Raw genomic sequence first — 19800 nt, forward strand, 5'->3', positions numbered from 1 at the left:
GTCCCTCATTGGCAAGCCGCTCCGAGCCGTTGCCGTCTGGCGGTTCTGGTCCGGCCGAACTCGTGGTCGATCTTACCGGCACTTTCGCACGGCGAGGCACGCCGGTTATGACGCTCGAATTTTGCGGCCGCAGCAGCTTCCCTGCCGGTGTGGCCGAGACGCTGGCGAGCGGGCGATTGCCCGAACTTGCCGTGCGCCTCGACGGCGTCACAGTCACCCGGGGCCGACCGATGCTCGGCGACCGGCTCTGGCTGTCTCGCAGCTGCAACGACCTGCTCGCTGGGGCCATCTCGCTGGTTGCGCAAAGCGTTGCCCGTTTTGCCGCGGGCGAACTTGCGCCAATTGCCGATAGTCCGGCGCCGATGCTGAGGAACGCCGGTTTTGTCCGGCACTATCTGCCCTTTTTCTGCCGCGGGTTGCTCGATCGCGCCGTGCAAAAACTCAGGCTTGGACGACGTCCCTTCTATTGGCAGGTTGCCTATCGGCTGATCGACGGGCCAGGTGTCGCCGAAACCGGGCAACTCGACGGTAAGCCGTTCACCGTCCTCGCGGACGATGGCCAGCGATTCTATGCCGATCCGTTCGTCCTCGAGCGGGATGGCCGCCACTATCTGTTTGTTGAGGAATTTCCCTACGCTACCGGTCGCGGCGTGATTTCTGTCGCCGAACTGGGCGCCGACGGCAACTTCGGCGTACCGAGGGTGGTACTGGAGGAAAAGCACCACCTGTCGTATCCGCAGGTGTTCGCTCACGCCGGCGAGATTTTCATGATTCCTGAAAGTGCGGCGGCGCGCGAGCTTGTGCTCTACCGCGCCGCGCAGTTTCCAGATCGCTGGGTACGCGACACCGTGCTGTTGACGGACAAGGATTTCAATGATGCCACGCTGCTCGAATCGGCCGGCCGCTTCTGGCTGTTGGGGACGGAGCGGTTCGGTTATGGCAGCGCGTCGGACACGATGGCGGTCTATTCCGCACCCTCGCTGCGCGGGCCGTGGGTTGCGCATGCGCTCAATCCCATCGCCGTCGATCACTCGGCCGCTCGGCCCGGCGGCGCCTTCATCCGCCACGGTGACGCCCCGGTGCTGCCGGTGCAAAACGGCTCGAGAGCCTATGGCGGCGGTCTCGGGTTGATGCGATTGGAACGGCTTGACGATTTCGACGTCCGTTTTGCGCCGCCCCGCCCGATCGGCCCGGGGCCGGCATGGGCCCGCACGGGCATTCACACGCTCAACCGCGCAGGCAATGTCGAGGTTGTGGATAGCGCCGGCTGACGCGTCTGCAGCCTGCGCTATCCAGGCCGATTCAGTATTGGCTTGGATGCAGCCGCGGCCGACAGTATGCTCGCCGGCCCGCTTCGAAACGGGGCGTTTCTATAGGCAAGCAGCAACACCACGATAATGGTGATCTCCGGCGATTTTGACGAAAGCGCGTTGTTCGACAGCGCAGCAAGCAGGAACGTCATAGTGCCGATCCATGCCGGCAGCGGCGCCCCGCGCAGCAACCGAAAAATGAACCAGAATACCAGCACGATAAAGAGCACGGCTATCGGCAAGCCGAAGAGCATGATGATGACCACCGGCGCGCTCTCGATGTAGGGCAGATGCAACTTCTCGTTGACGATTGCCAACAGGTCGTCGACGTTCATGCCGAACAGGATGTCTTTCCAGCTGACAAGTCCGAACACCTGGTAGATCGTCACCCGCGCCATGAAGTTTTCGTCAAAGATCGTGTTGCCGAATCGGTTCAGCAGCCCGCCCGAAAACAGTATGGCCACCAGCACTGCGCCGCCCGCCACGGCGAACAGCAGCACGACAGACTTGGCCTGCCGCTGATGCTTGAGCGACAGGCGCGGCCAGGGCACGAACATCAGCAGGATGAGGGTTTCTGCGGCAGCGAGCAACAGGGCGGCGCGGGCGCCTGATGCAGCACAGCCGACGAGCAATACGAAGATCGCCAGCACCCGAACCCATATGCGCCAGTTCGTCAGCGGTACGAACCCGATGACTGTGGCGCAGAGCGCGCCCAGGGCCAGCGGGTGCGCCGATAGCCCGATCGGCCTGAACTGCAGTTCGTTGAGACCGTAGGGCAGAAACCGATGTTGAGTCATCGCTTCGATCGTGCCCATCACAGCGCTGAGGACCACCATCCCAAGCACGAGGTCGCCCAAGGCACGCCGCACTTGCGCGTTCAGGGCCAGCATCAACAGGCCTGCGGCGCCCGCCACCAGATAGGTATCGATGATAAACCCGGAGGAGCCGGCGCGGCCGGTGATGAACAGATACGGCACCAGCGCGAAAATCACCGCAGAATAGAGCAGCAAAGCCTTGAAGATTCCAATTTCGTCGCCCTGCAGCAGAAACGGTCGGCTGAAAAGAACGATAGGAAGCAGCAGAAAGATAGCATAGGTGCCGACATGCAGTTTCTCGTAGAATGAACCACCGTCGGCGGTATAGTCGACGACCATGTTCATGATCTGCGGTGAGACCGTGAAGCGGAGCAGGAACGCCAACGCCGCGCACAGGAAAAACAGAAGCGAGAGCGCGTTCTGACGGCGCGCCTGGCTGGATCGTTCCGATACGGCAGCTGGATAGCTCATGGCCGATCCAAGTGAAGGTATTCAAACGGCATTCTGGCCAACGAGATCCATTCAAGGGGCCGCTGAACGGACGCGGTGCGTGACTCGGCAAAATATGCCAACTTGGAAAATGACATGTTAACGATCTTTCTGTAGTGCTGGTCCGCGTAGCGAATAACCAGAGTTAGCGCCATGTCTGCCGCTTCCGGCACAACCCCTCCCCCTACAGCGGATTCCAATATCAGCGCATTCGAGCGGATCGCCAATGCGCGGCGCGCCAGCAGGGCAAGGCTGCAACAGGATGCTCCGGTCACGGCGCGCCCCTCCGCCCCTGTCACTCCGCCCACGCCCGAGCCTGTCCCGACTGTGACGCTCGACAAGATCGGCGATTTCCTCGAGCTCGATTTTCGACGCCTTTTTGTCTGGCTGCGTGCCGGGCTCGTCTGGGCATTGATGCTGGCGGTGGCCGGCGGCGTCATCGGCGCCGCCTACGGATTGCTCAGCAAACAGCGTTATACCGTCACGACGGAAATCCTCATCAATCCTGCCAATTTGCAGGTTGTGGAAAACGATGTCTACTCGCAACCGGGCCAGGTCGACAGCCAAATACTGAACGCGCGCAGCAAGCAGCGCATCTTGACCTCCGGCAACGTGCTTGCACGTGTGGTGGACGAACTCGGTCTCGCCAACGATCCGGAGTTTTTCGATCCGGACCAGACCGCTTCCACCTCTGGTGCTGCAGTGAGTGGCGGCAAGTCCGATCCGAAGCTTGTCGCCCAGAAAAGCCTGGCGCAGCGGGTCAGCGTCGCTGCAGATGAAACCTCGTTCGTCACAACCCTCGCGGTATCGGCAGAAACCACCGGCAAGGCGATCCTGATCTCGCAAGCCATGGTGAAGGCTTTCCAGGAAGAACTGGCCACGGCCGAAGCTGCTGGCGCCGGCCGTGCCGCAGCTGCTCTTGAGGGCCGGCTCGGCCAACTCAAGCGCGACGTGCAGGCAGCCGAAGAGAAGGTCGAGAGCTACAGGCGCAGCCACAATTTGTCGGCCAGCAATGGCCAGCTTGTCAGTTCGCAGACGATGACGCAGCTCAATAGCGAAATTGGCGAGGCGCAATCGCGCGTCATCGCGGCGCAGGCAAGTTACGACGCCTTGGTTGCTTCCGGTGTCAATGGGGCCAATCCTGACCCCGCGGTTTCGGCAGCACTCTCAGTGCTGCGCGACAAGGCGAATGGCTTGCGGCAGCAGATCGATTCTCAGTCCATGACCTTTGGTCCGCGCCACCCGACGATCGTCCGGCTCAGGACAGAATTCGAAACCGTCAGTTCTCAACTCAGGGCGGAGTTCTCCCGCACGGTCGGCACGGCAAAAGCCAACCTGGACAAGGCCAACGCCTCGTTGGCTTCTCTCACCGCCAGGATGAACGCTCTGAAGAATAACGTTTTCACCGACAGCGAGTCCCAGGTCGCCCTGCGTGAGCTTGAACGCGACGCCGCCTCGAGAAGGGCGGTCTATGAAAGCTTCCTGTCTCGCGCGCGCCAAATCACCGAGCGCGAGCAGATCGACACCACCAATGTGCAGGTGATTTCCACCGCCGTGCCGCCACCGGGTCGCTCATGGCCGCCCCGCACCCCTGTGACGGCAGGCCTGGGAGCTTTCGCCGGCTTTGCTCTGGGCATGCTGCTGGCCATTGCCATGGGTATCGTTCGCGACATGCGCCAGCCGCCGAACCGATCAGGCATCGGCGTCAGCCGAGCCTGAATCCAGGCATGGCGAAGCGCATTGTCTTTCACATCGCCAGTCTCAGGGGCGGCGGCGCCGAGCGTGTCTTCGTCCTCATGGCAAATGAATTGGCATCGCGTGGGCACGATGTCACCCTTTTTACCTGGAACGCGCAAGGACCCAACGCCGCGCTGCGCTCCCCCGCCGTGCATCTGGTCGATTTCGACCTTCCCATCCAGGGCGAAGGTTACGGCAAGTGGGAGACGCTGAAAGCCATCGTGCGAAGCGCAGGTTTGTTCAGCCGCCTTGGTCCGCATGCGGTCTACAGCGCCCCGGAATTTGCCAATCTGGTCGTGGCGCTGGCGCTTCTCCTGGCGCGAAGCCGGGCGCGGTTCTTTCCAAGCTTCCACGCAGCCGCCTCACTGCCTTCCAGCAGCCTCGGCGCGAGAATAGCGGTCTGGCTTTCCGCGCTGGTTGCAGCGCGCGCAACCAAAGCCATCGCCGTCTCAGCGGGTGTCGGCCGCGACATTGCGGCCCGCGGCTTTCCCAAATCCAAGATTGTCGTCATTAACAATCCGCTGCCGCCGGTTGCGACGCTCGAACAAGATTCCCATGCATGGCAGGCACAGCTGGCGACGATAGGCGATGGCCCGGTCATCGCCACCGCCGGGCGCCTGGTGCCAGTCAAGGACCATCGGACCTTGCTGCGGGCTTTCGCCATCCTGCGCGCCGGCCGCCGCGCTCGGCTTGTCATCTTCGGCGAAGGTCCGCTGACTATCGAATTGCGCGCCTATGCCGAGGAAACCGGTATCGGCGCGGACGTGCTCTTTGCTGGCTACGTCAACGACCCAGCCGCCTGTTATGCCGCAGCCGATCTGTTCGTCCTTTCCTCGACGAGCGAAGGCTTTGGCAATGTGCTGGTCGAGGCCATGGCTGCGGGCGTCCCGGTAGTCTCCACAGATGCGCCACATGGTCCGCGCGAGATTCTCGGTGACGGTCGTTTCGGCGTCCTGGTGCCGGTCGGCGATGCCGCGGCTATGGCAAAGGCGATGGCTGACATGCTGGACCACCCCACTTCTGCCGCCATCCTGAAAAGCAGGGCGGCGGATTTCGAAGTTGAAAAGATCGGCGATCTGTACGAAGCGCTGCTCTAATGCATGTCGCCCAAAAGTGCGCAGCGGTTTGGGTCAACGACATGCACAAAAACAAAGACTTAAAGCGCGTCGCATGAATCCCTTCAGACACGACTCGCTTTAGCCTAGAACTTCGCGCTGGCGTCGATTGCCGTCAGCCGCTATCGCCATTCGCGCCGACACCGGAATCTGATAGCAGCGGATGAAGAAAAGCAGCAGGTCGGTCACCGCGGCAGGAGCGCGGGCGGGCCGCACGGCGATTCTTTTTAAAGGAGTGTTCGAATGAGACATGTGTGGCGTTGGTTCGGCCCGGTCGACAAGGTGACGATTGCGGACGCGCGTCAAGCCGGGGCGCAAGGCATCGTCACGGCCCTTCACCACGTTCCTCACGGCGCCGTCTGGCTGCCCGCCGAAATCGAAAGGCGTCAGCGCGAAGTAGCATCCTTGCCGGATGGAAGCGCAAGCGAACTGACCTGGGAGATTGTCGAAAGCCTGCCGGTTTCCGAATCGATCAAGACGCAGGTCGGCGAATGGCGCAGCCATCTTGCCAACTACAGGACATCGCTGGAAAACCTGGCGCGAGCCGGCATTTCGGTCATCTGCTACAATTTCATGCCCGTGCTCGATTGGACCCGCACCGATCTTGCCTGGCGCCTGCCGCATGGCGGCACCACCATGCGCTTCGATCTGATCGACTTCGCCGCATTCGACATCCATATTCTGAAACGCCAGGCGGCGCCCGGCGACTACACACCGGAGATCGCCGCCGAGGCGGCGCGCCGATATGCGCAAATGGATGACCATGCGCGCAAGATTCTGGCAAGAAGCGTCAATTCCGGCCTGCCCGGCTCGACCGAAGACACGTCTCTCGACGGCCTCGCGGCTCAACTGTCAAACTATGACCGCATCGACGCAACAACCCTGCGCCGGCATTTCGTCGATTTCCTGGCGGAGGTCGTGCCCACGGCCGAACACCTCGGCCTGCGACTCTGCTGCCACCCCGATGATCCGCCGTTTCCGCTGCTCGGCCTGCCGCGCATCATGTCGACCGAGGCCGACTACAGCTACGTTCTGGACGCAGTCGACAGCCCGGCCAACGGCGCGACGCTGTGCACCGGATCGCTCGGCGCAAGACCCGATAATGATCTGCCCGGCATGATCGAGCGCATGGGGCCAAAAATCCATTTCGCCCATCTGCGCAATGTGCGCAAGGAAGCGGCCGGCACCCCCTGCTCGTTCCACGAGGACGAGCACCTTGCCGGCGACACCGACATGGTGGCGGTGGTGGCGGCGCTGCTTCACGAGGAAGCGCGGCGCAAAGTGAAGGGCCGCCCGGACGCCATCATCCCGATGCGCCCCGACCATGGCCAGGATATCCTCGATGACCTGACGCGCGGGGCGCAGCCCGGCTATCCGGCCATCGGCCGGCTCAAGGGATTGGCCGAGCTTCGCGGCGTCGAACATGCCATTCGCAGGTCGACATCAGGAGAGCCGATCTCCACTTACACCGCATAATCCAGAGGGAAATGCCACAGGCCGGTCCGCGACCTGTGCTCGTTAAACATGCCATCTTCGACCGCTGGGCGTCCGGCAGTCCGCCTCCGGCCTGACGGCACCTTTTCACCCATTTGCGCGGACTTGTGTATAATAGCACCATGCGGCTTGAGTCCGATTGCAATCCGCTAGGTTACGCTAGTTATTGGTCCACCCGCAGCCGGTGTTGAGAAGAACTCCAGGAGGCGGTTGGGAATTCATATCCTGGGAGGAAGTTGAGATGAGAAGATTCGCCGCCGCTCTGGCCGCCGCCGCCGTCACGCTGTATTCGTTCGCCGCGGGCGCGCAAACCTATCCCGAACGCACCATCACCGTGGTGGTGCCGTTTTCGGCCGGCGGCCCGACCGACACGGTCACGCGCCTCGTCGCGGAAGCCATGTCGAAGGATCTCGGCCAGCAGATCATCGTCGAGAATGTCGGCGGCGCCGGCGGCACGCTGGGCGCCGGTCGCGTCGCGAGCGCCGAGCCCGACGGCTATACGCTTCTCCTCCATCATATCGGCATGGCGACAAGCGCCACGCTGTACAGAAAGCTCGCATACGACACGCTGAACAGCTTCGAATATGTCGGCCTCGTCACCGAGGTGCCGATGACCGTCGTCGGCCGCAAGGACCTCGAGCCGACCGACCTGAAGGGGCTGGTCGACTACGCCAAGGCCAACAAGGATACCGTCACCGTCGCCAATGCCGGCATAGGCGCGGCCTCGCATCTGTGCGGCATGCTGTTCATGAGCGCGATCGGCACGCCGCTGGTCACCGTGCCCTACAAAGGCACCGGACCGGCCATGACCGACCTTCTCGGCGGCCAGGTCGACATCATGTGCGATCAGTCGACCAACACCACCAAGCAGATCCAGGGCGGCACGATCAAGGTCTACGCCGTCACCTCGGCTGAACGCCTCGATGTTCTGCCGGACGTCCCGACGACGACGGAAGCCGGTCTCCCGGAGGTGCAGGTCGGCATCTGGCACGGCCTCTACGCGCCCAAGGGCACGCCGACCGAGGTCACCGAACGCCTGTCGAAGTCGCTTCAGGTCGCGCTGAAGGACCCGAATGTCGTCGCCCGCTTCGCCGAACTCGGCACCAAGCCATCGCCTGAAGCTGATGCGACTCCGGCCGCGCTGAAGGCCAAGCTGGAGGGCGAGATCGCGCGCTGGAAGCCGATCATCGAAGCCGCCGGCCAGTACGCCGACTGAGATTTTGAACGGGGCGCCCACCAGCGCCCCGTTTTTTTCACACCGGCCCCATTTTCACACCGGCATCGGCGCGCCCGCGGCGCGGGCCTGGGAGGACGTCATGAAACCCTTCACAATCGACACGACCAACGGCATATGCGCCGCGCTGTTCATCTTTCTCGGCGGATTTTTCGCGCTGCAGTCGCTCGACCTCGAAATCGGCACCGCCTTCCGCATGGGACCGGGCTATTTCCCGCTGGTCCTGGCAATCGTTTTGATCCTGCTTGGCGCCGTCATCCTCGTCGAAGCGGTGCGCTTCGAGAGCGAGCCGATCGGCCATGTAGCCTGGCGCGGCATGCTGTTCATCCTGCCTGCCCCGATCTTCTTCGGCCTGACCGTGCGCGGTCTCGGCTTCCTCCCCTCGATCTTCCTGACGGCGCTGATCGCATCCTTTGCCAGCGGTCGCATGAGGCCGCTGACGGCGCTCGCGCTCTCCGCCGGCCTGACGCTGTTTGCGTTCCTCGTCTTCAGCTATGCGCTCGGCCTGCCGTTCCGGCGCTTCGGCCCGTGGCTGCAGTTTTGAGGAGATGAACATGGAACTCCTCGACAACCTCGCGCTTGGTTTTTCGACGGCCTCGTCGCTGGCAAATCTCGGTTTCTGCCTGATCGGCGTCCTTCTCGGCACGCTGATCGGCGTTTTGCCCGGTATCGGCGCCACCGCCACCATCGCCATGCTGTTACCGATCACCTTCCAGATCGGCGACCCGGTTTCCTCCCTTATCATGCTCGCCGGCATCTATTACGGCGCGCAATATGGCGGCTCGACCACCGCCATCCTCATCAACATGCCTGGCGAATCCTCGTCGGCCGTCACCGCCATCGACGGCTACCAGATGGCCAAGAACGGCCGCGCCGGGGCGGCACTCGCCATCGCGGCGATAGGCTCGTTCTTCGCTGGCACGGTGTCGACCTTCCTCGTCGCCGTCTTTGCCCCGCCGCTGACGGCGATCGCGCTGGAATTCGGCGCGGCCGAGTATTTTTCGCTGATGATCGTCGGCCTCGTCTCGTCCGTTGCGCTCGCCCACGGCTCGATCGTCAAGGCGCTGGCGATGGTCGTGCTTGGCCTGCTGCTCGGCATCGTCGGCACCGACATCTACACCGGCACGCCGCGCTTCACGCTCGGCATCCGCGAATATGCCGACGGGCTGAATTTCGTCGCGGTGGCGGTCGGCGTCTTCGGCGTCGCCGAGATCCTGCGCAACCTCGAAAACGAGCACGAGCGCTCGGTGATGATCCGAAGCGTCTCCGGCCTGATGCCGACCCGCGACGACTTTCGCCGCATGGCGGCGCCGATCGTGCGCGGAACCATCATCGGTTCGGCGCTCGGCATCCTGCCGGGAGGCGGCGCGATCCTTGCAGCCTTTGCCTCCTACACGGTCGAAAAACGCATCTCGAAAAACCCCGGGGAATTCGGCAAGGGCGCCGTCGAAGGCGTCGCCGGACCGGAATCGGCCAACAATGCCGGTGCGCAGACCTCCTTCATCCCGATGCTGACGCTCGGCATTCCGGCCAACCCGGTCATGGCGCTGATGATCGGCGCGATGATCATTCAGGGCATCGTGCCCGGCCCCAATGTCGCGATCGAACAGCCGGCGCTGTTTTGGGGCATCATCGCCTCGATGTGGATCGGCAATCTGATGCTGATCATCTTGAACCTGCCGCTGATCGGGCTTTGGGTGAAACTCCTGACGATCCCCTACTACGTGCTCTTCCCGATCATCATGGCGTTCTGCTCGATCGGCGTTTACAGCGTCAACACCAACATCTACGACCTCTACGCCGTCGCCTTCTTCGGCTTGCTCGGCTATCTCCTGACCAAGCTGCGCTGCGAACCGGCGCCGCTGCTGCTCGGCTTCGTGCTCGGCCCGCTGCTCGAGGAAAACCTGCGCCGTGCCATGATTCTCGCGCGCGGCGACCCGACCACCTTCGTGACGAGGCCGATCAGCGCCGGCCTGCTGTTCATCGCCTTCGCCGTGCTCGTCATCGTCTTCCTGCCGGCGGTCAAGAAGAAGCGCGAAGAGGTGTTCGTGGAGGAGAATTAATGTATGTCACGCAAAAGCATGCCCTTGGGCCTGACCCGAGGGTGCGCAGCGGTTTTGCGATAACGACATTCATAAAAACAAGAACTTAAGTCACGCGGCCGCCTGTCTACCGGCGCGGCCGCGAATGCGGGCCCCAGTTTCCGCATCGAACAGAAAGACGGCGGCATCCTGGAAGGTGATGCCGATCGGCTCATCCATGTCGTAGTGCGCCGATTTGTCGGCCTTGACGGTCACGGTGGCCCCACCGAACTGGCAGGTGATCAAGGTATGATCGCCGATCAGTTCCACGGCATAGACTCGCGCCGCAATCTTGCCCTCCGATGGCGCCGTGACCCGGCAATCCTCGGGCCGGAGGCCGGCAGTGACCTTCTTACGGCTTTCGGCAACGCTGGTCGCAAATCGCCCTTCCGCGCAGGCGAAGCTACCCTCGACCAGCTCACCGTGGAGAAAATTCATCGGCGGCGAGCCGATGAAGCCGGCGACGAACAGGTTCGCCGGATCGTCGTAGATCTGACGGGGCGTTGCGATCTGCTGCACGACGCCGCGGTTCATGATGGCAACACGGTGCGCCAGGGTCATGGCCTCGATCTGATCGTGGGTGACGTAGATCGTCGTCACGCCCAGATCGGCCTGCAGGCGCTTCAGTTCCGAACGCATGTGGCCGCGCAGCTTGGCGTCGAGGTTGGAGAGCGGCTCGTCCATCAGGAACACGCTCGGCCGCCGCACCATGGCGCGGGCGAGCGCGATGCGTTGCCGCTGACCGCCGGAAAGCTGCCGCGGATAGCGGTCGAGGAACTCCTCGAGATGCACCTTGACGGCGGCACTGCGCACGGCGGCGTCGCGCTCAGTGCGCGGCACGCCACGAAGCTTCAGCGGATATGCGATGTTCTCGGCAACCGTCATGTGCGGATAGAGCGCGTAGGACTGGAACACCATCGCCACGTCGCGATATTTGGGCAGCACGTGGGTGACGTCGCGGTCGCCGATGAGGACGCGGCCGGAACTCACCGATTCAAGCCCGGCCACCATGCGCAGCGCTGTCGTCTTGCCGCAGCCTGAAGGGCCGAGCAGCACCAGGAACTCGCCGTCCTCGATCTCCAGGTCGAGCCCTTTGACCACCTCGACCGCGCCGAAGGACTTGTAGATATCGGACAGGGTGACCCGCATATTGACTAGCCCTTCACTGCGCCGACCAGCAGTCCGCGCGCGATGTGCTTCTGCAGGATGCTGGAGATGATGATCACGGGGGCGATCATCACGGTGATCAACACCGACATGTTCCACCATTGCGGCCCACGGGTCGTGTTCTGTGCCGATACCAGCACCGGCATGGTCTGCGCATCGGCATTGGAGAGGAAGAGGGCCAGCAGATACTCGTTCCAGGCAAGGATCAGCACCAGCAGGAAGGTCGCGACCAGGCCGGACCGCACCAGCGGCAGCGCGATGGTGAAGAAAACGCGGAACTTGGAGGCGCCATCTATTTGTGCGCTCTCCTCGAGGTCGAGCGGGATGCCGGCGAAGAAATCGCGCGTCAGCCACACCACGATCGGCAGGTTGATGGCGGTGTAGGTGGCGATCAGCGCCACCTGCGTGTCAAGCAGGCGCATCTGCTGGAACATCACGTAGATCGGCAATACGGCGACGATCGGCGGCATGATACGGTTCGAGATGATCCAGAACTCAATGTCGCTGTTGCCGACCGCAAGCTTCGTGCGTCCAACGAGCGTGAACAGCGCAATGACGAAGAGAGCGGCCGCCACGACAATGGCGATCTCCCAGCGTACGCCGAAAGTGGCCACCGCCACGATGATTGCGGTGAGCAGGATCAAGAAGATTGCAACAGCGGCGAGCTTCACCTGGAAGCGGATACGCACGAGCGCGTAGGCCGCCAGCGAGCCGATCAGGACTGCGAGCAGTGTGCTGGCGACCGCGACAACGACCGAATTCATGTAAGGGCGCAGCGTGTAATTCTGCACGAGCATGAAGTCCCATGCCTGAAGCGAAGGGGCAAAGTCGACGAACGGGAGATAGAACGGCCCGTTGTCGACCTCCCCAGGCCCCTTGAAGGACGTGATGAACACCCAGTAGAGAGGAATCACCACAACCAGCGTCCACAGGGACAACAGCACATAGGTCAGCACCCTGGCGACCGGCGCCTGGCTGTCGATCGAGGCCGGCTCGAACAGCCGGCGCGCCAGCGAGCGCGGCTCGGTGCTCATGCTTCGAACCGGCGCGCCGGCCGGACCACGAAGTTGAAGAACGAGACGCATACGATGGTCGAGATGAAGAGCAGCATGTAGCCGAGAGCGGCCGAGCCGCCGAGATCCTGGGTGCGCCAGGAAATGAAGGAATGGAGCGTCATCGATTCCGTCGCCAGGCCGGGACCGCCGCCGGTGAGCACGTTCGGCAGGTCGATGATCTTGAAGGCCTCGATGAGCCGGATCAGCACGACGGTGGCGGCAATCGGCGCGATCGCTGGCCAGGTAATGTCGCGAAAAATCTGGAAGCCGTTGGCGCCGTCGAGCCGCGCCGCCTCGACCTGATCGCGCGGCTGGTTCTCGATGGCCGCCAGCAGCACGATAAACATGAACGGCGTCCACTGCCAGGTGTCGCCGACCAACACCATCAGCCGCGCCGACCAGGCCTCTGTCGCCCACGACCACTCGCTGATGCCGAAAGCGCGCACGAATGGGGCGAAAGGCCCCTTCTGCATGTCGGCGAGCATGCGGAACGTGTAGGCGATACCGACCGGGGTTACCATCAGCGGGATGAAGAAGAGGACGCGAAAGAAATTCCGGCCGCGGATCGGCTGGCCGCACAGCAGCGCGAGGCCCAGCCCCAGTGCGAACTGCACGGACACGCCGACGAACACGTAGAGAAGCGTGTTGACGACAGTCCCCGGCACGCCGCCCGGCGCCATGGTGGCCAGCGCAAGAACCGCCAGGCCCATCGCCATCGAGGTCGCCAGAAGCCGACCAACCGTGCCGACGACGGTCGGCCTGCCACGCAACAAGTAGCGGGCGAGGAGGAAAAACAGCCCTGCCGCGATCAAGGCCAGCAAAGCGAATTGGACAAAGCCGAACGTGCCAAACTTACCGAGCAGGTGATACTGCTGCGAGCCGACCAGCAGCTTGCGGAAGTTCAAAAGTCCGATGAATTTCAACGTGAATCCGCCCGACGCGAGCGCAAAGCGCGAAAGCGCGAGATAGGCCGAGATGATGAGCGGAAAAATTGCGAAGCAGAGAAGCACGACGACGGCTGGCAGCACCATGATCCGGCCTGAGTGACCGTCCAGCCATTCGGCCCAGCTGCGGCGGTTGGCAGCGTCTGGCATCGTGTCGGTTGTGGTCATCATACCCTGAGAAAGTGGGGCAGGCATCAGACCCGGCGCGGACGATGCCACGCCGGGTTGTTTGCTTGGCTGCCTATTTGGCGCCGATGGTCGCCTTGTAAAGTTTGAGCTGCTCGTCTTTGCCAACCTCTTCGTTCAGCTCATTCCAGCCTTCCTCGACCGCCGCGACGGTCGCTTCCTTGTCGATTTCGCCGGCGAGGAAGCGCGAGACCGCCTCGTCGAGCACGACCTGCTGGTACTTCTGATTTTGTGGGATGCGCAGGTCGAGGATCATGTTCGGGCTGCTCATGCTGTCGTTGATCGCGCCCAGGTAGACTTTGGCCTCCTCCTCGCTCATCCCGGCCTTCTTCCAAAGGTCGCTGTAGCCGAGCTGCGAGGTGCGGTACGGGTTGAACCCGGTGCCGCCGACGGTAACGTCGGCATTCGACTGCGCTGGCTGCGTCATGAACGAGAAGTAGGCGTAGGCGGCGTCCTTCACCTTCGGATCGGCCGCAGCGTTGATGCCGCCGCCCCAGCCGCCAAAGGCGGCGAATGGTGCATGGTTCACGCCGTCGATCGCGTGCGGGCAGTTTTCTGCCGTGCAGGCCTCTAGCTTGCCGGTGTCCCAGTTCAGGACCTCCTTGGATCCGGGCATGATCGCAGCGCCCCATTTGCCCATCACCTTGGACTGCTTCGGATCGATCGAGATCGTGCCTACATCACCCCAGTCGAGGTTCAGCGCGCAGCGGCCGGAAGCGAAGAGCGGCCTTGTATCGCTGACGTCGAGGTTCAACTCGTCCGGCGGGCCGTACTTGGTCGATTCAGACAGGAAGTCGAGCGCCTTGCGGAAGGCGTCGTTGTTGACAAGCGGCGTCATGTCCTTGGTGTTGAAGAAGGTGCCCTGGCTGGTTCCCTTGGACTGGGTCATCGAGCCGACCACATCGGTGACGAACCAGTAGCTCTGCGCGTTGCGCTTCTTGGCGATGCACGAGCCGAAATCCGGCACGCCATCGCCGCTCATGTCCTTGCCATGCGTGGCCTTGGCGACCTCGAGATACTCGTCCCAGGTTTTCGGCACCGCCAGGCCGGCCGCTTCGAGCACATCCTTGCGGTAGTACATCATGTGGAAGTCGCCATCGAGCGTGATCATGTAGGTCTTGCCGTTGTACTTCTCGGAGAAGTCCCGGAAGAACGCGCCCACATCGTCCTGCTGGATGTCCTTGTCGGCCTCGACCCGCGGCGTCAGGTCCTCGAGGTAGCCGCCGGCAATGTAGTCGACCATCCATTGCGGGGCGAACACGCCGGCGTCGACCGAGTTGGTGCCGCTCGCCCAGTCGGTGAGAATCTTCTGATAGAGATCCGAGAAGGGCACCGCGATGACATTGATCTTGGCGCCGGTGAGCGCTTCGAACTCGGGCGCGCGCCGCTGTAGCGGCTCCTGAATCGCACCGGTCTGCGTAATGACGTTCACGGTAACCCCCGCAAACGGCTTGTCCTGGGCAAAGGCAGGCGCGCCATCCAGCGCGGCAAAAGCCGAAAAGCCGGCCAGAAAGACCCCAATTCTCATCAGACTTCCTCCCGTGTTGACCGGGACATGTTCCTGCGAACCAAGCCGCCGGTATCTCCCCGTCGGTTGCCGTCGCCAGAGCACGGCACCAACGCTTGCCAAGCACAATATCGGCATCGCGCAGCGAGTCCAGTGCCTTGCCGCCACGGAAGATGAGGCGCCCAGCCAGGCTTCCCGGCCAATGCACCGCGTCACCGATGCTCACTGCAAGTTGGTGTGGCGGTGCAACATCAGTCTGTGCGCGTCGGGTATCTGCTGGGCCATGAAGAGCACAATGCTGTCGAGCAGGATGAGGCAGGATGGCTCGAACAGGCTGCCGCCAAACTGTTTCGATTTCTCGACAGGGACATGCAGCGTGACATCGGCAATGCCGGCCAGGGTCCCGGCCGGCTGATGCGTCAGCGTAACGACCTTGGCGCCCTCCGCCTTGGCGATGCGGGCAAAGCCTGTACTGACCGGCGTTTCCCCGGAGCCGGAGATGATCAGCAGCGCATCGCCCCTACGGATCGATGGCGCCGATACTTCACCGACGAAATGCACCGTTCGGCCAAGATGCATGAAGCGCATCGCACCCATCTGCGCGACAAGGCCGGAGCGTCCCTGCCCGGAAAAGAACCATCGCTGATCAGGGTCATCGAACGCCTGCACCAGCCTTGCAAAGGCGTCGGCGTCGATCCGGCCGAGAACTTCGGCTATCTCCTGTCCCACGGCCAGCCACGGCCTGGATTGGGCAATCTGTCGCGAATCCATCGGGCTACCTCTTTCGGGTTTGCGGATTCCGTGATGGCGCTGCCAACCACGAGGATTTCGGGCTCGACTGCGATCACCGCTTCCAGCGTGTCGGGGCCGATCCCGCCGGCGAGCGAAACCAGAAAGCCACGATCATGCATCTTTCTGACGGCGTCGATATGTGACGTGGAAATGTTGCCGGCCAGCCGCGCATCGGTTGGCGAGTGGACAGCGATATAGCCGAAGCTTTCGGGGAAGACAGCATTCAAGGGAATCAATTCTGCCTTGCCCGCCTCGGTGATGGTGTCGACGACGACCGTCGCGCCGAAGGCTGCGGCACGTTTTCCGACCGCCTCATGCGTGGCGGGCGAAGCACACGACAGCACCGTCATGAATGCGGCGCCGGCGCCGAATACCATATCAGCCTCGAACCGGCCGGCGTCGACGGTTTTCGTATCAGCCAACACCTTCAGGGCAGAGCTCGCGCGCTGTGGTGATGGCCGAGAGGCCGAGGCGTTTCAGCAATGGCGTGCCGATCTCGATAATGTCGGCAAATTCCTTCATCTGCGCGAGCAGAGCCAGGTGTTCAGGCTTGTCGAAGGCGACTTGGAGGAGCAAGGCGGCTCTCCCGGATTGCTTAAGACAGCGGATGCGGCATGCCGCCCAACCCACTGTCGTGTGCTTCGTGGTCGAAATCTGCCATAATCCAGCAACCTCCAGGCTGGTCTGCACAGGGAGAGCAAATCGTGCCCTGCAAAGCAAGTGGTCTTGTCGATAGCAGGAGGTGCGGGCCAGATCAGCGCCGACGCTTCATGACGCGCGGTCACATCCACAGGCAGGCCGACCGGCCCGAGATCTACTATGGCCAGAAAGGGCACGGTCTCATGCTGATGGAGTCGCCGGAGGGCGAGGTTCGCATCCTGCCGATCGACGCCCAGACCGTCTGTTATGTTCCGCCGTTCTGGATCCACCGCTCGATCAATGTCGGGGAAGGCGATCTGGTGATGCTGTTCTGCTACCCCGCCGATTCAGGGCAGGACTACGAGATCATCGCGAGATCGGGAGGCATGCGCTCGCGCGTGGTCGCCGGCGATGGAGGCTGGAGGCAAGTCGACAACCCGGATTGGCGACCGCGTGACGCAAAGCTGATCTCTGCCCTCTATGGGCAACAATCCGGCACGGCGCCGGCATGAAGGCTCGCTACGAGATCGCTGCTTCATTTAGCATTGCTGCACTGCGCGCGGAGAAAATCCGGGAGAATGGCAAATGAGCCGCTATCGGCCGGCCACCCAGCCGACATTCTATTTTATCGGCGTCACGACGAGGAGCAGCTCGATCATGCGGGTTTTCCCGGCATGGGCGCGCCACCTCCGGCTGAAGGAAGCGGTTCTCAAGGATGCGGTTCTCAGGGGCATCGACTTTCCACTCCATGCCGATCCGGAGGCCTACCGTGAGGTCGTCTCCTTCATAAAATCCGACCCGCAGTCGCTTGGCGCGCTGGTCACCACGCACAAGATCGATCTTTTCAACGCAGCGCGCGACCTGTTCGATGTGATCGATCCGCACGCCTGCCTGATGCACGAGACCAGTTGCCTGTCGAAGCGGGGCGGAAAACTCGTCTGCCATGCCAAGGATCCGATCTCTTCGGGCCTTGCGATAGACGGTTTCATTCCGGCGGGATATTTTGCGGACACCAGCGCGGAGGTCCTGTCGATGGGCGCCGGCGGATCGACGATAGCGATCACCTGGCACCTGATGCGCAAGGAGCGTGGCGCCGACTTGCCTTCGCGCATCATTGTCAGCGACCGTTGGCAGCCGCGTCTCGATGAAATCGAGCGCATCCACAAAGACATGATGTCGACGGTCGAGATCGAATATGTCCTGGCAGACCGACCCGAGATCAATGACGAGACGTTGGCGGCGCTGAAACCAGGCTCGCTGGCGATCAACGCGACCGGACTTGGCAAGGACGCGCCCGGCTCGCCGATTACCGGTGACGGCGTGTTCCCCAAGCGCGGCATTGCCTGGGATCTCAACTATCGCGGCGACCTGATCTTCCTCGACCAGGCAAGGCGGCAGCAGGCCCGACAGCAGTTGCAGATCGAGGATGGTTGGACATATTTCCTGCATGGCTGGACGCAGGTGATCGCAGAGGTCTTCGACATCGCGATCCCGGTGTCGGGACCGGATTTCGACGAGATGTCGCGCATCGCCATCGAAGCGGCGAAAGGCTGATGCCGTGGGTCTCGTCACGCCGCGCTCGCTCTGACCGATAGACAGAGGATCACATGTTTGCCCATCTCAGGACTCTTCCGAAATGAGCGGCGAGCTTTTCCTCGCCATCGACGTCGGCACCGGCAGCGTCCGCGCCGCACTGATCGATGTCGCCGGCAAGATCCTCGAGCTTGCGTCGCGCGAGCACGACCAGATCGTGCCGGAATTCGGCTGGGCCGAACAGCGGCCACTCGACTGGTGGGAGGGTGCGCGAGCGAGCGTCAAGACGGTGCTGGACCGCGTCGAAGGCGCCCGCGAAAACATCTCCGCCATCTGCGTCTGCGGGCAGATGCACGGGCTGGTCCTGCTCGACGCGCACGGAGCGCTGACGCGCGACACGGCACCGCTCTGGAACGACAAGCGCACCGTCCATCTCGTCCGTCGCTTCGAGCAAGCGAACCAGCCGGACAGCTACCTGCCCGAAAGCGGCAACACGCCGACCCCGGCATGGCCGGGCTTCAAACTGCAATGGGTCCGAGACAACGATCCCGCCGCATACGCCCGCAGCGCAGTCGCCATCATGCCGAAGGATTACATCAACTACCGGCTGACCGGCGAGATCGCCATGGATACAGGCGACGCGTCCTGCAGCTTCCTGATGAACCCAGAGCGGCTCGACTGGTCGCCGGTGATGATTGAGCGCATGGGTCTCGACGCCGCCAAGCTGCCGCCGATCCGCAATCCGCTGGATGTCGTCGGCCATGTCACCGAACAGGCGGCGCTCGACACCGGCCTGCGCTCTGGAACCCCGGTGCTGGTCGGTGGCGCCGACTATCCGGTGGCACTGCTCGGCTCAGGCGCCTGTCGCCCGGGAATGGGTTCCGACAGCACCGGCACGGGCGCCATCATCACTGTTATCGCGGAGAAGCCGCTGCTTGACCCGGAAATCTCGAACGTTGCGACGGTCGAAGGCAACTGGGCGCAATTCGTGCTACTGGAGACCGGCGGCGACGGCATGCGCTGGGCACGCCGCGCCTTCCACGGCAACGCGCTGTCCTACGACGAGATCGTCGCCCGCGCCGCCGAGGCGCCGGCCGGTTGCGACGCGCTGCTCTTCATGCCCTTTCTCACCGGCGAACGCCTGGGTCGCCATCGCAACGCCCGCGCACAGTTCTTCGGATTGGGCGCCGGGCATGGCATGGAGCATTTGCACCGCTCGATCCTGGAAGGCATCGCCTTTGCCATGACCCGCCACATCCGCATCATGGAACACGCGTCGAACAGGCCGCTGGAGCGCGTTATCGCTGCGGGTGGCGGGGCGCGCACCGAACTCTGGCTGAAGATCAAGGCCAGTGCCTTCAACATTCCGATCCTGGTCCCGCGGGAGCCCGAATGCGGCATTGTCGGCTGTGCCGCGATGGCCGCGACGGCGACAGGCCGCTTCTCGCGCGTCGACCAGGCGGCCGAGCGCTTCGTGAGCTACGGCGCCGAAATCCTGCCGGACCCCGGATGGGTCGAGATCTACAGCCGCACCCAACCGGTTTTCGAGCAGCTCTACCATCACAGCCAGGCGCTCTACGACGACATCGACGCACTGGCGGCCGCCACGCGGCCGACGCAGCCGTGACGCATCTCAGGCCTGCCGAGCCCTGACTGCAGCGACAGATCTGGCAATCACGATGCATCCCGTTTGGGATGCATC

General features: G+C 62.9%; 17 protein-coding genes and 1 pseudogene. 10 read left to right on the top strand and 8 right to left on the bottom strand.

The annotated features are described in order from the left end of the window. The first annotated feature begins 149 nt into the window (after window positions 1–149). Window positions 150–1271, top strand: coding sequence for a glucosamine inositolphosphorylceramide transferase family protein (locus AC0L2Z_RS20005; RefSeq protein ID WP_473629097.1), 1122 nt, complete (start codon window positions 150–152; stop codon window positions 1269–1271). 17 nt (window positions 1272–1288) lie between these two features. On the opposite strand, the gene AC0L2Z_RS20010 is transcribed toward AC0L2Z_RS20005, so the two are convergent. Further along, entirely contained in the window at window positions 1289–2596 is a 1308-nt protein-coding gene (locus tag AC0L2Z_RS20010) for a VpsF family polysaccharide biosynthesis protein (RefSeq protein ID WP_473629098.1), read from the bottom strand. A 171-nt stretch (window positions 2597–2767) separates the two neighbouring features. Here AC0L2Z_RS20010 and AC0L2Z_RS20015 point away from each other — a divergent pair, with 171 nt between their 5' ends. From AC0L2Z_RS20015 to AC0L2Z_RS20040, 6 genes are all read left to right on the top strand, one after another. Then, window positions 2768–4333, top strand: a complete 1566-nt coding sequence (locus tag AC0L2Z_RS20015; protein WP_473629099.1) for a GumC family protein — start codon at window positions 2768–2770, stop codon at window positions 4331–4333. An 8-nt stretch (window positions 4334–4341) separates the two neighbouring features. Continuing rightward, entirely contained in the window at window positions 4342–5448 is a 1107-nt protein-coding gene (locus tag AC0L2Z_RS20020; protein WP_473629100.1) for a glycosyltransferase, read from the top strand. Window positions 5449–5709: 261 nt separating this feature from the next. Beyond that, a complete protein-coding gene (uxuA, locus tag AC0L2Z_RS20025; RefSeq protein WP_473629101.1) occupies window positions 5710–6942 on the top strand; it encodes a mannonate dehydratase in 1233 nt (410 codons plus the stop codon). Between the two features lie 259 nt (window positions 6943–7201). After that, entirely contained in the window at window positions 7202–8176 is a 975-nt protein-coding gene (locus AC0L2Z_RS20030) for a tripartite tricarboxylate transporter substrate-binding protein (RefSeq protein ID WP_128173293.1), read from the top strand. Between the two features lie 100 nt (window positions 8177–8276). Further along, window positions 8277–8738, top strand: coding sequence for a tripartite tricarboxylate transporter TctB family protein (locus AC0L2Z_RS20035; protein ID WP_473629102.1), 462 nt, complete (start codon window positions 8277–8279; stop codon window positions 8736–8738). A gap of 10 nt (window positions 8739–8748) precedes the next feature. Further along, entirely contained in the window at window positions 8749–10257 is a 1509-nt protein-coding gene (locus AC0L2Z_RS20040; RefSeq protein ID WP_027151366.1) for a tripartite tricarboxylate transporter permease, read from the top strand. A gap of 90 nt (window positions 10258–10347) precedes the next feature. Here AC0L2Z_RS20040 and AC0L2Z_RS20045 read toward each other — a convergent pair whose 3' ends face one another. The 7 genes from AC0L2Z_RS20045 to AC0L2Z_RS20075 form a co-directional block, all read right to left on the bottom strand. Next, window positions 10348–11424 (bottom strand): ABC transporter ATP-binding protein, encoded by a 1077-nt coding sequence (locus AC0L2Z_RS20045; RefSeq protein ID WP_128173295.1) that lies wholly within the window; start codon window positions 11422–11424, stop codon window positions 10348–10350. Window positions 11425–11429: 5 nt separating this feature from the next. Next, window positions 11430–12476 carry a carbohydrate ABC transporter permease gene (locus AC0L2Z_RS20050; protein WP_023797762.1) on the bottom strand — a complete coding sequence of 349 codons (1047 nt, stop codon included), beginning with the start codon at window positions 12474–12476 and terminating at the stop codon, window positions 11430–11432. Then, window positions 12473–13609, bottom strand: a complete 1137-nt coding sequence (locus AC0L2Z_RS20055; RefSeq protein WP_473629103.1) for a carbohydrate ABC transporter permease — start codon at window positions 13607–13609, stop codon at window positions 12473–12475. The genes AC0L2Z_RS20050 and AC0L2Z_RS20055 overlap by 4 nt, the downstream gene beginning before the upstream one ends. 73 nt (window positions 13610–13682) lie before the next feature. Then, window positions 13683–15155 (bottom strand): ABC transporter substrate-binding protein, encoded by a 1473-nt coding sequence (locus tag AC0L2Z_RS20060; protein WP_473629104.1) that lies wholly within the window; start codon window positions 15153–15155, stop codon window positions 13683–13685. A gap of 201 nt (window positions 15156–15356) precedes the next feature. After that, window positions 15357–15905, bottom strand: coding sequence for an SIS domain-containing protein (locus AC0L2Z_RS20065; RefSeq protein ID WP_473629105.1), 549 nt, complete (start codon window positions 15903–15905; stop codon window positions 15357–15359). Next, window positions 15848–16348, bottom strand: a complete 501-nt coding sequence (locus tag AC0L2Z_RS20070; protein WP_473629106.1) for an orotidine 5'-phosphate decarboxylase / HUMPS family protein — start codon at window positions 16346–16348, stop codon at window positions 15848–15850. Before AC0L2Z_RS20070 ends, AC0L2Z_RS20065 begins: the two co-directional genes overlap by 58 nt. After that, entirely contained in the window at window positions 16341–16502 is a 162-nt protein-coding gene (locus tag AC0L2Z_RS20075; RefSeq protein WP_473629107.1) for a hypothetical protein, read from the bottom strand. Before AC0L2Z_RS20075 ends, AC0L2Z_RS20070 begins: the two co-directional genes overlap by 8 nt. A 191-nt stretch (window positions 16503–16693) precedes the next feature. Here AC0L2Z_RS20075 and AC0L2Z_RS20080 point away from each other — a divergent pair. The 3 genes and pseudogenes from AC0L2Z_RS20080 to AC0L2Z_RS20090 form a co-directional block, all read left to right on the top strand. After that, window positions 16694–17077: pseudogene (locus tag AC0L2Z_RS20080) on the top strand (glucose-6-phosphate isomerase family protein); the annotation flags it as partial. Between the two features lie 73 nt (window positions 17078–17150). Beyond that, a complete protein-coding gene (locus AC0L2Z_RS20085) occupies window positions 17151–18119 on the top strand; it encodes a shikimate dehydrogenase (protein WP_473629108.1) in 969 nt (322 codons plus the stop codon). Between the two features lie 82 nt (window positions 18120–18201). Further along, on the top strand, window positions 18202–19725 hold the full coding sequence (locus tag AC0L2Z_RS20090) for a xylulokinase (protein WP_287342113.1): 1524 nt from the start codon (window positions 18202–18204) through the stop codon (window positions 19723–19725). The last annotated feature ends 75 nt before the right edge of the window (window positions 19726–19800 follow it).

The sequence above is a fragment of the Mesorhizobium sp. WSM4850 genome (genome assembly GCF_055811735.1).

Bases quoted from the DNA above. Each gene is read 5' to 3' on its own strand.
- AC0L2Z_RS20050 (WP_023797762.1), bottom strand. From the start codon at position 12,476: ATGAGCACCGAGCCGCGCTCGCTGGCGCGCCGGCTGTTCGAGCCGGCC.
- AC0L2Z_RS20060 (WP_473629104.1), bottom strand. From the start codon at position 15,155: ATGAGAATTGGGGTCTTTCTGGCCGGCTTTTCGGCTTTTGCCGCGCTG.
- AC0L2Z_RS20055 (WP_473629103.1), bottom strand. From the start codon at position 13,609: ATGACCACAACCGACACGATGCCAGACGCTGCCAACCGCCGCAGCTGG.
- AC0L2Z_RS20015 (WP_473629099.1), top strand. From the start codon at position 2,768: ATGTCTGCCGCTTCCGGCACAACCCCTCCCCCTACAGCGGATTCCAAT.
- AC0L2Z_RS20010 (WP_473629098.1), bottom strand. From the start codon at position 2,596: ATGAGCTATCCAGCTGCCGTATCGGAACGATCCAGCCAGGCGCGCCGT.
- AC0L2Z_RS20030 (WP_128173293.1), top strand. From the start codon at position 7,202: ATGAGAAGATTCGCCGCCGCTCTGGCCGCCGCCGCCGTCACGCTGTAT.
- AC0L2Z_RS20085 (WP_473629108.1), top strand. From the start codon at position 17,151: ATGAGCCGCTATCGGCCGGCCACCCAGCCGACATTCTATTTTATCGGC.
- AC0L2Z_RS20045 (WP_128173295.1), bottom strand. From the start codon at position 11,424: ATGCGGGTCACCCTGTCCGATATCTACAAGTCCTTCGGCGCGGTCGAG.
- uxuA (WP_473629101.1), top strand. From the start codon at position 5,710: ATGAGACATGTGTGGCGTTGGTTCGGCCCGGTCGACAAGGTGACGATT.
- AC0L2Z_RS20040 (WP_027151366.1), top strand. From the start codon at position 8,749: ATGGAACTCCTCGACAACCTCGCGCTTGGTTTTTCGACGGCCTCGTCG.
- AC0L2Z_RS20020 (WP_473629100.1), top strand. From the start codon at position 4,342: ATGGCGAAGCGCATTGTCTTTCACATCGCCAGTCTCAGGGGCGGCGGC.
- AC0L2Z_RS20065 (WP_473629105.1), bottom strand. From the start codon at position 15,905: ATGGATTCGCGACAGATTGCCCAATCCAGGCCGTGGCTGGCCGTGGGA.
- AC0L2Z_RS20090 (WP_287342113.1), top strand. From the start codon at position 18,202: ATGAGCGGCGAGCTTTTCCTCGCCATCGACGTCGGCACCGGCAGCGTC.
- AC0L2Z_RS20035 (WP_473629102.1), top strand. From the start codon at position 8,277: ATGAAACCCTTCACAATCGACACGACCAACGGCATATGCGCCGCGCTG.